The following is a 12,876-nucleotide window of genomic DNA, read 5'->3' as shown; positions in this document are numbered from 1 at the left end:
CTTCATATTAATATCGAGTTTCAGTAATAAATTGACCATCTTTATAATCAACCGTTACTAATGAGTTTGGTAAAACAATACCGCTGATAATTGCTTTGGCAACTACCGTTTCCACATGTTTTTGAATATAGCGTTTCAATGGCCGTGCCCCAAATTGTGGCTCAAAGCCATCGGTTGCAATCTGTTTTAACGCCGCATCAGTTAATTCAATAGTAATATGTTGTTCTGCTAAACGTTCACCAATATCAGCAACAAATTTCTGAACAATTTGTTCAACTAGCGCTTCACCAAGCGGTGCAAAAATAACAATGTCATCAACCCGGTTCAAGAATTCCGGACGGAAGTGAGCATGCAACAAAGTTTGCACTTTTTCCTCTGCTGCCGCCGTATTGCCTTCTTCAAGCAAATACTCTGAACCCAAGTTGGAAGTCATAATAATAATAGTATTTTTGAAGTCAACAGTCCGACCTTTTGAATCAGTAATGCGACCATCATCAAGCACCTGCAAAAGAATATTGAAAACATCGGGATGCGCTTTTTCAATCTCATCAAGCAAAACAATACTATATGGTTTCTGACGAACTGCTTCAGTCAACTGACCGCCTTCATCATAACCAACATATCCCGGAGGCGCACCAACCAGACGAGCAACACTATGTCGCTCCATATATTCACTCATATCAATGCGAATCATCTGATCCTCACTGTCAAACAAGTTCTCTGCCAAAGCACGGGCAACCTCAGTCTTACCAACCCCGGTTGGCCCTAAGAACATAAACGAACCAATCGGCCGTTTTGGATCTTTGATTCCGGCCCGAGCACGGATGATTGCATCACTCACTTTTTGCAAAGCCTCATCCTGCCCAACTACCCGCTCTGCCAAAATACTTTCAAGATTCATCAATCTTGAACGTTCACCTTGCACCAGCTTAGTCACTGGAATATGGGTCCAGCGTGAAACAATTTCAGCAACTTCTTCTTCAGTAACTGCCTCAGTCAGCAATTTATTTTCTGAACTTCCAACACTCACAGTTTCATTTTCCGCTTCATCAATTTGTTTCTCCAAATCAGGAATAACCCCATATTGTAAACGTGCTGCAGCCTCAAAATCTGAGTTAGTCTGTGCTAATTCAAACTCACGCCGAGCATTATCCAATTGCTCTTTTAATTTTTGCACGCCGCCAATCGAAGCTTTTTCTTTTTCCCATTGCGCCCGCATCACGGTTTCCTTCTCTTTCAAGTCAGCAAGCTCTTTCTGCAAATCTTCCAACCGCAACTTAGAACCTTTATCGCTCTCTTGTTTTAAAGAAGTTTCCTCAATCTCGAGTTGCCGAACCCGCCGAGTTAACTCGTCAAGCTCGGCCGGCATTGAATCAATCTCAGTCCGAATCGTAGCACAAGCTTCGTCAATTAAGTCAATGGCTTTATCCGGTAAAAAACGATCGCTGATGTAACGATTTGATAACGTCGCCGCAGCCACAATAGCATTATCATGAATTCTAACTCCATGGTGAATCTCAAAACGTTCTTTCAATCCACGAAGAATTGAAATTGTATCTTCGATAGTCGGTTCTTCAACCAATACTTTTTGGAAACGTCGTTCCAAAGCCGGGTCTTTCTCAACATACTTTTGGTACTCGCCAAGCGTCGTCGCACCAATACAATGCAACTCCCCACGAGCAAGCATCGGTTTCAATAAGTTACCGGCATCCATAGCACCCTCAGTTTTTCCGGCACCAACTAATGTATGAATCTCATCGATGAATAAAATAATCTTACCGTCACTTTTCTTCACTTCGTTCAGCACTGCTTTTAAGCGCTCTTCAAATTCACCGCGGAATTTTGCCCCGGCAATCAAAGCACCCATATCAAGTTCAAAAATGGTTTTCTCTTTTAAGCCTTCGGGAACGTCCTGACGAACGATCCGTTGCGCCAAACCTTCAACGATAGCAGTTTTCCCAACGCCGGGCTCACCAATGAGCACGGGGTTGTTCTTAGTTTTCCGCGAAAGAATCCGAATCACCCGGCGAATCTCTTCGTCACGACCGATAACCGGATCAATCTTACCGCTGCGCACATCTTCAACCAGATTACGACCATATTTCTCCAGCACTTCATAAGTACTTTCCGGATCTTGTGATGACACATGTTGAGAACCGCGAATCGTAGTAATCGTTTCACTCAGTTTATCTTTAGTAATACCGAATGTTTGCCAAACCGGTTTCAACTTTGGTTCAGGATTTTCGGTAACCGCTAATAAGACATGCTCAACTGAAATATATTCATCGTCCATTTTCTTCATAATATTTTGTGAACGTTGCAATACATCAATCAACTCACGACTCGGTGGTAATTGCACCGGCACTTCGTTCACTGTCGGCATCTTTTCCAAGATTGCCTCAATACCTTTAATAACACTGGCGCGATCAATACGCATCAGCTCTAAAATTCTGCCAAACAACGAATCGCTGGCAGTCAGCAATACATAAATCAAATGAATAGTTTCAATCTGACTATGCTTATATGACTTCGCAGTTGCTTCCGCCTCAACGAAAGCCTCCTGCAACTTAAATGTAAATTGTTGTGGATTCATAAAAAATTCCTCCTTTTAAATAATTAATACCATCATATTGCAAAAATTGTTCAGCAATTCTTGCAACTCATACGTTTCGTAGCATAACTACTCATTAAGTATATCACTGTTTTGGCACTTAGTCAACAAGAGTGCTAAACAATTTAAAAGTATTTTCTGATGTGCTATAATAAGAAGGAAAGGGATGATATTTTATGTTAACAGTAGGTATGCAAGCACCAAATTTCTCGCTTGAGGATACTGATGGCAATCAGATTCAATTAAGTGATTTCAAAGGAAAAACTGTTGTTGTTTATTTCTATCCTAAAAATAATACACCAGGCTGTACTTTAGAAGCCCAGCAATTCCGTAATCACCTTGCTGACTTCAAGGCTAAAAATGCAGTTGTCTTAGGAATTACGATTGACACTTTGAAACGCTCATGCAATTTCAGTGATAAAAATGAATTGAACTTTCCGATCCTGACTGATACTGATGGCAGTGTCTGTAAGGAATATGGGGTTTGGCAACTTAAAAAAAATTATGGTCGTGAATACTACGGCATTGTCCGTACTACCTGTATAATTGATGCTAATGGCATTATCACTCAGCTCTTTGAAAACGTTCGGGTTAAAAACCACGTTGAGGAAGTACTGGCAGCACTTTAATATAAAAGGAGCATTGATGTGAATATTTTTGATAACATCGCCACTAAATATGACAATCCGGAACGAATTGTCATCGCGGATCTTATTGCTGGAAAAATAGCCCAATATTTACCAAATAACGGCGAAACAACCGGTACCGCAGCCGATGTTGGCTGCGGTACTGGTCTGATTGGGTTGCAACTGGCAAATCATTTTCAACAGCTAACCCTGATTGACGCCTCTCAAAAAATGCTTGATATTGTTGAGCAAAAAATAGCTACTTTAGCATTAGGTAATGCTAAAACGGTTTACTCTGATTTGCACAAGCCGCTGGATAATATCAGTTTCGATGTCATTTTCATGTCGCAAGTACTGTTGCATGTTCCCGACACCGAGCCATTTCTAAATAACATTTACCAAATGCTAAATCCCGGCGGCAAACTGCTGATTGTTGATTTTGATAAGAATCCGGCAATTATTGATGATCGGGTTCATAATGGATTTGATCAAGATACACTTCATGAAGTTCTGAAAAAACTTGGATTTCACAATCCAACCTCAGAAACCTTTTATTATGGTGAAAGGAATTTTATGAACCAAGACGCCTCAATGTTTATTATGCAGGCACAAAAATAAAACGACATGGCTTGAAGCCATGTCGTTTTTACTTATCCCAGTCTGGTACCGGCAGGAACCGGCTTTTCCGGTACCGCCAGTACCGGCGTTATGCCATCAGGATAGCCAATATCAAAAAGCATTCCATGTGAAAGTTCACCAAACATCGTTCTTGGTGCCATATTCACGACAAATAACGCTTGCATACCTTCTATTTCACGCGGCTCTTTCCGCTCCGTCTTCATACCAACTAGAATTGTCCGTTCAAAGCTGCCAAAATCAACTGTTAGCTTAACCAATTTATCTGACTTAGCAACATCTTTAACAGTGATAATCGTCCCAACCCGAATATCAATTTTCTCTAAGTCTGTCATTGCTATTTCTGCTTTTACCATATTTTCCGCCTCCTAGATAATCATAAAACACACGCGTCCCGCCGGGATTCGTGTGTTTCTTTTTTTATTCTGCTTGCATTGCAACAGTATTCAGGAAGTTCCAAGGTTTGTTGTAATGTGGTTGGAAGAAGAAATCAATAAAGGCTAATTCATCAACAGTTACTTTCTTTTGAATACATACAGACAATGTGTTAATTACCGGAGTTAAATCAATGGCAGACGAAATTTGTCCACCTAAGATTACTCGAGTTTTTGCATCATACACTAATTTAATCATCAATTGTTCATGAGTTGGCATAAATTCCGGACGGTAGCTATCAACTAATGTTGAAGTTTTCACATCCATACCATAACAATGAGCATTTTCTTCAGTTAATCCGGTTGCTGCCATATTATGTTCGTAAACTTTGATTCCTGAAGTTGATTGAGTACCGATATATTTAGTTGTTGGTTCAACTAAATTACGACCAACAAGTGTTCCCATACGCACAGCGTTAGTTGCCAGTGGAATATATTCAAAACCACCGGTTGGATTATAGTGAACAATGCAGCTATCGCCGGCAGCAAATACGTCAGGATTGCTGGTACGCATATAATCATCAACGATGATTGCGCCGTTTGCGAGCATTTTTACTTGTCCTTTTAAAAGTCCGGTATTTGGTTTGAAACCAACGCAACTGATTACTAAATCTGCATCGTAAGAACCTTTGTCAGTGACAACGGTTTTTACGTTTCCGTTTTCGCCCTCAAAGCGAACAACATTTTCGCATAAAGCTAACTTGATGCCATGATCAACTAACGTTTTCTCAACTGGCTCTAAGAATTCTTTATCGAAGTATTTAGCCATAATCATTGGTGCGCGGTCAATTAAAGTTACTTTTTTACCTTGTTGCGCAAATGCTTCAACAAGTTCAATACCAATGTATCCGCCACCAACTACTGCTACACTTTCAACATGTTTGGCAGCTTCAATAATTGCTTTGGCATGATTGTAGTTTTTACAGAAAAGGATATTTTCCAAATCCTTCCCTTCAACATCAATCGTTACTGGCCAAGAACCAGTTGTTACCACCAGTTTATCAAATGTATCAATTGACACTTCGCCGGTTTTTAAATCTTTTACTTCAACGGTTTTCGCTTCAACATCAACATGAAGAACATCATGTTCCATGTTAGTCACGACCCCTAATTCCGCTAATTGTTCCGGTGAACTATAGAATAATCCTTGGGGATCTTCTACTACACCACCAACATATAACGCAATACCGCAAGATAAGAATGAAATATTATCATTACGTTCATAAACAGTAATTTGCGCATCTGCATGATTTGCCTTTATATTTAATATTGCAGCAGTTCCTGCATGTGTACAACCTATAACAACGACTTTCATTGTATAGCCTCCCTTAAATAATAAAAAATATCTATAATCGGCAATGCCGCTATATCCACCTATACCTGTAAAAAGTTTATCTTAGAAGTTCCAGCCATCAAAACCATTATCATCCTCAACAGTTTCAACACCGATAACACCCGGCACTTCTTCTACCAATGCCCGTTCAATACCATCATAAACAGTAACATCAGCAATAGCACATCCTTGACATGCACCTAACATTTTCAATTGTACGATACCATCATTAAAGTCTACAAATTCAACATCGCCACCATCACGTTGTAAATACGGGCGCAATAAATTCAATACTTCTTTGATTTTTTCAATTTGTTCATCACGAGTTAATTCCATGTTTGTCACTCCAATTTTTAATTACCAATAAGGTTAAAAACCCCTTATCTTTTCTATTATATGCAAAAACATATAGAAAGTACAATAATATACATTTTTTCACTTTTTCACTAACGAATAGCACCAACAATTGCATCCGGGTCAATGTAATGCTTAACACTTGCAGAAGCAACCAATCCTTCACCAAGTCCAAGCGTCACCTGATTGATACGTCCTGGATAAGTACATATATCACCACAGGCAAAAATACCGGAAATTGATGTTGCCTGAGTTGTATCAACCGGAATCACCTTACCAGTCAGTTCAAGTCCCCAAGTAGCAATCGGTCCTAAACTTGAAGAAAAGCCAAAGTTAACAATAATGTCGTCCATGCTGATAGTTGTTTCTTCTTTGGTACTATTATTGCGCAACACCACTTCTTGGGCTAAATCCCCTTGACCATTCAGTCCCACCGGGCTGAATGGAATATAGATTTGCACCGTTGAATCCTTCAGTTGTTGCACGCTATGTTCTTTCGCTCGGAAATCTTTGCGGCGGTGCACAATGCTGACCGATTTGGCAATCGGTTCAAGCATAAGCGCCCAGTCAACCGCTGAGTCGCCGCCGCCGAAGATAACGACGCGGCGGTCGCGGTATTGTTCTAAGTCGCGAACAAAATATTGGATATTTTTGTAGTCAGCCTCATTTTCAATCCGCATTGTCTGCGGAATGAATGAACCGCCTCCAGCAGTAACAATAACTGCTTTACTATAGAAGGTGTCACTATTGCTTTGAATCACAAAGTCGTGTTCACCGCGCTTTTCCAAGCTTTGAATATTTTGAGCAAGTGCAATAGTCACATACTCTTGCACTTGGTTTAGCTGTTCTTGCAAGCCATTAATAAAGTCAATCGCCTTTACTTTCGGAAAGCCAGGTAAGTCATAAACATATTTTTCCGGGTATAGCGCAGCCAGTTGTCCGCCTAATTGTTCAAGGCTTTCAACCAGCAGCGTGTTTAATTGTCGTAATCCACAGTAGAAGGCCGTATACATTCCCGCCGGTCCGCCGCCGATGACAATAACATCATATTGTTTCATTGATTATGCAGTCCTTTCGACATCCAGTTTTTTTCTACCCCGTATTATATCATTAATTGACCGGTGATGCTAATAAATTGCATATCCTGAAAATCCGTTTATTAAACAATTTTTCTATGTTATAATATTGAGTACGGAGGTGGCAACAGTGTATAAAAAAGGTGATATTATCGTAGGTAAAGTAGTTTCGATTGTAAACTTTGGCGCGTTGATTGAATTAGAAGATGAACGAATCGGACTTTTACATATTTCTAAAATTTCAGATTATTTTATCGCCGATCTTAATAAGTTCCTGACGCTGGATGAATACATCCGGGTTCGAGTGCTTAACTGTGATGATAAACGGGTTGAATTAACAATAAAAGATGTGCCCCATTATCGCAATCTTGGTTCAGCATATGCTGAAGATTTTGAAGTGCTCGCACGTAAACTGCCACACTGGATTAAGGCCTCTAGGAAACCAAAAATGAAACCAAAATCGAAGGGAGAACAAACAAATGGCTCTAAAACTGAACACTAATTTTGTTGCACCATTCATGAATGATGCAGAACTTGATAATTTAGGTGTATTTATTCCTACTGTTCATAACATGATTCACGAAAAAACCGGTGCCGGGAATGATTTTCTTGGTTGGGTTGATTTACCGGAAAATTATGATAAAGAAGAGTTTGCCCGCATTCAAAGCGCGGCTAAAAAAATTCAATCTGATTCAGAATATCTGATTGTTATTGGTATTGGCGGTTCATATCTCGGTGCTCGCGCCGCAATTGAATTGCTTTGCAGCTCATTCCATAATTTAACGGCAAAAACAAAAATTATTTTTGCCGGAAATCATATGAGTCCGGGATACATCAATGACCTGGTTGATTTAGTAAAAGGGAAAGATTGGTCAATTAATGTTATTTCTAAATCAGGAACAACTACAGAACCAGCTTTAGCGTTCCGTATTTTCAAAAAAATGCTTGAAGAACAGTACGGTAAAGATGGTGCCAGCAAACGTATCTACGCAACAACCGACCGTTCAAAGGGTGCTTTAAAAACTGTTGCTGATGCTGAGGGTTACGAAACATTTGTTGTTCCCGATGATGTTGGCGGTCGCTTCTCGGTGTTAACTGCAGTTGGTCTGTTACCAATCGCAGCAGCCGGAGTTGACATTGCCGCTATCATGGAAGGCGCTGCTGCCGGACGTGCTGCATACACCAAAGCAGACTGGAAAGAAAATGATGCTTATAAATATGCGTTAGTGCGTAACTGCCTTTACAATAAAGGGCGTTCAATTGAAATGCTGATTAACTACGAACCATCAATGATGTATTTCGGTGAATGGTGGAAACAATTATTCGGTGAGTCAGAAGGAAAAGATAACAAAGGTATCTTCCCTACCAGCGCAAACTTCTCAACAGACTTACATTCACTTGGCCAATACATTCAAGAAGGACGCCGTGATCTATTTGAAACTGTGCTCCATGTTAAAACACCAAATGTTGATGTAACAATTGAAAGTGACAAAGATGATCTTGACGGCTTAAACTTTATTGCCGGTAAAACAATCGACTATGCAAACCAAAAAGCATTTGAAGGAACTGTCCTTGCTCATGTTGATGGTGATGTACCAAATATGGTTGTTGAAGTTGACAAAATTGATCCATATCACTTTGGCTTGCTGGTTTACTTCTTCGAAACTGCTTGTGCGGTAAGCGGCTACCTAATCGGGGTCAATCCATTTGACCAACCGGGTGTAGAAGCTTACAAGAAAAATATGTTTGCTTTGCTTGGCAAACCTGGTTTTGAAAGTTTAAAAGCCGAATTGGAAGCTAAACTTAATAAATAAGAATCTTAAAAAGCCATCACCTCAGGTGATGGCTTTTTCTCTTTTACTCATGAGCATGACCTAACTGTTTATCAACCCATTTAGTGAATCGTACTCCTGGTTTGCAGAAAATAATTGCGAGGCCAAGGAATACAGCACCAAACACAGCCATAATACCAATGTCACTAAGCACCAATCCGTAATTGATAGTGGTTGCCGAGATAACATCACGAAGGGCATCAACTGCATAAGTAAACGGCAGAATCGGATGCAGAAACTGGAAGAGTCCCGGCACTAAGTCAACCGGGAAGGTACCGCCGGCTGAGGTTAGTTGCAGTATGAGGATAACAATCGCAAGCAGGCGACCGATATCACCAAGCAGCAAAATAAGGCTGAGCATAATGCTGACGAATACTAGTGAGATGGCAATGTTGGTAATAATGAAGGTGATAACATTTGTTGGCACCAAACCAAGGGCCATAATCGCAATGCTTACCAATACTGCTTGTAATACGCCAATTGCTGCATAAATTGCAAACTTGCTAAGCACGTGTTTTACTGAACTAGTTTTAATGTTCGTGCGCGGATCAACAACGAAGAACATCATCAATGCCCCAACCCATAAAGATAGTGGAATAAAGTATGGTGCAAAGCCAACGCCATATTGCGCCACTTTATTTTCAGCCTGAGCATCGAGAGCAAATGGTTGAGCGATAAACTCACCCATTTGCTCCGGCGTATGAATCAGTGATTTATTAAGCTCTGCATAACCGCTACTTAGGCCTTCAGCCAAAGTCATCGAACCGTTATCCAGTTGGGTGATGCCGGTACTCAATTGGTCGCTGCCGTTTGCCAGAGCATTAACGCCATCACTGACTTGTGGCAACTTATTCAGCAATGTTTGTATTTGTTGCGGTTGAATATGACTGGCAGCATTCAGCACTGGTTGGTTGCTGCGTAAATGGTTCTGCATATTTAATAAAGTGTCAGTTGTTTGTGGCAGAGAGGCAAACTGTGGACTGTCAATTTGATTGAGTAATTGTTTTAGTATTGGACTGGCGCTGTAAACGTCACTCCAAAGGGTGTTAGCTTGTCCAAGAAATTGTTGCCCTTCTTGCGTTTGCATTTGTGCTGTGACTGACTGAATTGTTGTTAGCGTTGGTTTATAAGTTTGATATGAAGTATTGATATTTTTAATATCATCGATAATTGTTTGCAGTGAATTATCAGCAAGCATCTCATCACTGAGGGTAAAAACTTCATTGACGCCGGTTTGATTCAAACTATTATTGAGATTGTCGATTGTTGCAGTCAATGTATCAATAGAACTGGTATTGGTTTGCATTTGATCCCGAGTTTCAAGAGTGAGGCTGGCAAGGTCTTGTGCTTGGATTAAAGCCTGTTTTTGAGCATCGGTTAAATTGCTGGTATCAATACTTGCGAGTGCTGATTGATATTCATCCACTTGATCTTGGGTCGCAAAATCGGTGCTGGCCGCTAAGTAGCTATCGGCTTCATCTTTTTGGTTACTGATAAATTGGCTGAGTTCCGGCAGTTGATTGCTAGCAGTCATAATTGAATCCAGCGCAGTTTGGATTGCTGCGGCGTTATCTTTTATTGTTTGTAAATTACTACTATCATTTGTACTTACTGCTGATTCTAAATCTGTTTTTAGTTTACTGATATCATGAATCAATTGTTCGCCTTCGCCTATATGTGTTGGGTCAATAATTGTTTGCACTTGGCTTTTTAGCTCATCAGTTAAAAAGCCACTATTGTTGAGGTTTTGATAATCGGTAATCATTTTACCAAACGTGCTTTTGTTTTGACTCAATGTTGTCGTTACTTTTTTTATTCCACTTAAATCGGTAGTCGCCAATGTGCTGGCATCAGCCGCGATTGCCTGCAGACCGCTGATGTCACCACTTACCAGCATCTGATAGAGTGTATTTGACTGTAAATTTGAAGTTACTGCATTGACTTGGTTAGCAAGTTCTTGATTGCCTGCGGCAATTGTTGCTGCTCCGTCTTTAGCATCAGTCAAACCATCGGTTAGTTGATTAGCTCCATCAGCTGCAGTTTGCATGCCAGCTTCTAAATCTGATAATTTCAAAAAAGTTGCTGTTGTATATTCTCGAACAATACTGGAAGTTATTTGATTTTCCAAAACAGTTTCAATTTTACCAACAATCTGGCTTGCTAAAAAATTCTTTTTATCGTTGGTCACAAAGGTTAAGTTTCCTTGCACCTGATTGACATCAGTTGCACTCATAACTTGTGCTGAAAAGTTAGCCGGAATAATCATTTCTGCATAATAAGCATTGCCAAGCAATCCATCGGCAGCAGTTTTTCCATCAACAAACTCCCAACCAAGCGCATCATTACTTTTTAAGTCACTGACAATTTCATCACCAACATTTTTAAATTCGCCATCAACAGTAGCGCCTTTATCAAGATTCACAACTGCAACTTTCATATTATCTAAATTATTATATGGATCCCAAAATGCATATAAGTACATGAAACTATATAAAATCGGTACAATAAGAATAGCCATAACAGCAAGCCGCACAAACCGACTTTTTCTGATGCGATTCCAATCTTCCCGAATCACTGATTTATTGCTCATAGGTATCAACTCCAAAACATAGACTGACTGGTCAGTATATATTTTATACCTATTTTCAAAAATGTCAATTATTTTACTCTCTTCACAAAAAAAAGAAACCGGCGTCTAGATACATCTAGACGCCGGTTTTATTATTTTACCAAAATACCATTGAGGCAGCTATTAATAATTTGATCGACAACATCATCGATTGGCTTTGGCCGACCAGTAGATAGTTCGTAGATAGCAGTACCGGTTAGCAAACCGATAAATGAATAGGCTAGCAGTTCTGCATTATTACTGGAAATGATATTAGCATCAATTGCTGTCTGAAAATAAGTGCTGATATGATGGATATAATTCTTCATTTGTACCCGTAACTCTTCTTGCCGCTTTTCGATTCCCCAAAGCTGACTCATGATTACCCGAAAGAAGTCATGATTATCATACACTAATTCCAGTTGTACCCTTGCTAAAATATGAATTCGGGTAATTAAATCACTTTCATCCTGAGTTGCACTCTGAACATCTGCATCAATTTTTTCCATCCCTTGTTTGATGATAAAATTGAAGAGTTCTTCTTTAGAAGAAAAATGATAGTAAAGTGTTCCTTTAGCAACTTTTGCCGCCAAAGCAATTTCATCCATTGTTGTATTGTAGCCATTTTGCGAGAATGTCAAAATGGCGCCGTCAACAATTGCTTGTTTCGTTTTTGATATTGACATCAAAAATCACCTCGTTTTAGACTAGGTAGTCTAATTTGTTATTTTTATTATAACATGAGACCTTATTTTGGCAAGAAAAAAGCGCTCGCCGCTGGCGATCGCTTTTTAATATTCTCCCTTAATCACAAAGAACGAGCCACGAATGGTTCCCGCTAATTTTGATTTTTGGCGAGCAAACTTAAATTTATCGACAAGTTCAGCTGGTACCTCCATACCTTCGGAAAGTTTAAAACCAACTGCGCGTTTTTTAGGATCATCTATCATATACATAACATTTAATCCCAGCCCATCTTCATAAAAAACATAAGTGAATTTGATGTTTTCAACTTGAAATTGTGATGTTTCCAGTGGTTTAGCATGAAATTCAATATCGCGTTCAGTTTTCAGAATATTGTTTACATAGTCAAGCACATCCTGACTTTCACTCGCTGGGGTAACTACAAATTCATGTTTATACTTATTCATGAAGTAACGAGCTTCATTGGCACGCAACCCAGCAAGTGCATCTGCTACCGGTGAAGTTTCAAGTCCAATTGTAGATACCTCATTAAAATCAACAACATAAGCCATTTCTATCGCTTCCTTTTAGCAATTGTCGGTAATTGAGGTGAACCACAGAAGTTGGACTTTATATACATGATTTGTTATATTATAGTTAATGTTACGGAGGTTGTAAATAT

The 12,876-nt window shown here is 39.6% G+C and carries 12 protein-coding genes; 4 read left to right on the top strand and 8 right to left on the bottom strand.

Annotation, left to right across the window (positions count from 1 at the left end; genetic code table 11):
* Positions 1-7 precede the first annotated feature (7 nt).
* Positions 8-2,593, bottom strand: a complete 2,586-nt coding sequence (gene clpB / locus FEZ08_RS08765) for an ATP-dependent chaperone ClpB (RefSeq protein ID WP_138191463.1) — start codon at positions 2,591-2,593, stop codon at positions 8-10.
* A 194-nt stretch (positions 2,594-2,787) separates the two neighbouring features.
* Between clpB and bcp the strand changes: the two genes are divergently transcribed.
* Both bcp and FEZ08_RS08755 read left to right on the top strand, forming a co-directional pair.
* Complete coding sequence (gene bcp / locus FEZ08_RS08760; RefSeq protein WP_138191461.1) at positions 2,788-3,240, top strand: thioredoxin-dependent thiol peroxidase; 453 nt, start codon at positions 2,788-2,790, stop codon at positions 3,238-3,240.
* Positions 3,241-3,258: 18 nt separating this feature from the next.
* On the top strand, positions 3,259-3,855 hold the full coding sequence (locus FEZ08_RS08755; RefSeq protein ID WP_171015005.1) for a class I SAM-dependent methyltransferase: 597 nt from the start codon (positions 3,259-3,261) through the stop codon (positions 3,853-3,855).
* Between the two features lie 32 nt (positions 3,856-3,887).
* Here the strand turns inward: FEZ08_RS08755 and FEZ08_RS08750 are convergent, their stop codons facing one another.
* The 4 genes from FEZ08_RS08750 to FEZ08_RS08735 all read right to left on the bottom strand — a co-directional run bounded on the left by FEZ08_RS08750 (position 3,888) and on the right by FEZ08_RS08735 (position 7,052).
* Entirely contained in the window at positions 3,888-4,229 is a 342-nt protein-coding gene (locus tag FEZ08_RS08750; RefSeq protein WP_138191457.1) for a tRNA-binding protein, read from the bottom strand.
* Positions 4,230-4,293: 64 nt separating this feature from the next.
* Entirely contained in the window at positions 4,294-5,622 is a 1,329-nt protein-coding gene (locus FEZ08_RS08745) for an FAD-dependent oxidoreductase (RefSeq protein WP_138191455.1), read from the bottom strand.
* Positions 5,623-5,703: 81 nt separating this feature from the next.
* Positions 5,704-5,976, bottom strand: coding sequence for a NifU family protein (locus FEZ08_RS08740; RefSeq protein WP_138191453.1), 273 nt, complete (start codon positions 5,974-5,976; stop codon positions 5,704-5,706).
* 110 nt (positions 5,977-6,086) lie between these two features.
* On the bottom strand, positions 6,087-7,052 hold the full coding sequence (locus FEZ08_RS08735) for an NAD(P)/FAD-dependent oxidoreductase (RefSeq protein WP_138191451.1): 966 nt from the start codon (positions 7,050-7,052) through the stop codon (positions 6,087-6,089).
* Positions 7,053-7,200: 148 nt separating this feature from the next.
* On the opposite strand from FEZ08_RS08735, the gene FEZ08_RS08730 reads away from it, so the two are divergent.
* Together FEZ08_RS08730 and FEZ08_RS08725 are read left to right on the top strand one after the other, a co-directional pair.
* Positions 7,201-7,572: a S1 RNA-binding domain-containing protein gene (locus FEZ08_RS08730; RefSeq protein WP_171015004.1), complete on the top strand. Its 372-nt coding sequence runs from the start codon at positions 7,201-7,203 to the stop codon at positions 7,570-7,572.
* On the top strand, positions 7,550-8,884 hold the full coding sequence (locus tag FEZ08_RS08725) for a glucose-6-phosphate isomerase (RefSeq protein ID WP_138191447.1): 1,335 nt from the start codon (positions 7,550-7,552) through the stop codon (positions 8,882-8,884). Before FEZ08_RS08730 ends, FEZ08_RS08725 begins: the two co-directional genes overlap by 23 nt.
* Positions 8,885-8,927: 43 nt before the next feature.
* On the opposite strand, the gene FEZ08_RS08720 is transcribed toward FEZ08_RS08725, so the two are convergent.
* The 3 genes from FEZ08_RS08720 to FEZ08_RS08710 form a co-directional block, all read right to left on the bottom strand.
* Positions 8,928-11,492 carry a YhgE/Pip domain-containing protein gene (locus tag FEZ08_RS08720; RefSeq protein WP_138191445.1) on the bottom strand — a complete coding sequence of 855 codons (2,565 nt, stop codon included), beginning with the start codon at positions 11,490-11,492 and terminating at the stop codon, positions 8,928-8,930.
* A 131-nt stretch (positions 11,493-11,623) separates the two neighbouring features.
* Complete coding sequence (locus FEZ08_RS08715) at positions 11,624-12,196, bottom strand: TetR/AcrR family transcriptional regulator (protein WP_138191443.1); 573 nt, start codon at positions 12,194-12,196, stop codon at positions 11,624-11,626.
* A gap of 105 nt (positions 12,197-12,301) precedes the next feature.
* On the bottom strand, positions 12,302-12,766 hold the full coding sequence (locus FEZ08_RS08710; protein ID WP_138191441.1) for a phage tail protein: 465 nt from the start codon (positions 12,764-12,766) through the stop codon (positions 12,302-12,304).
* Positions 12,767-12,876 lie beyond the last annotated feature (110 nt).

This window comes from Culicoidibacter larvae (assembly GCF_005771635.1).
Taxonomy (GTDB): Bacteria; Bacillota_I; Bacilli_A; order Culicoidibacterales; family Culicoidibacteraceae; genus Culicoidibacter; species Culicoidibacter larvae.
This window is presented reverse-complemented; position numbering and strand designations above follow the sequence as displayed.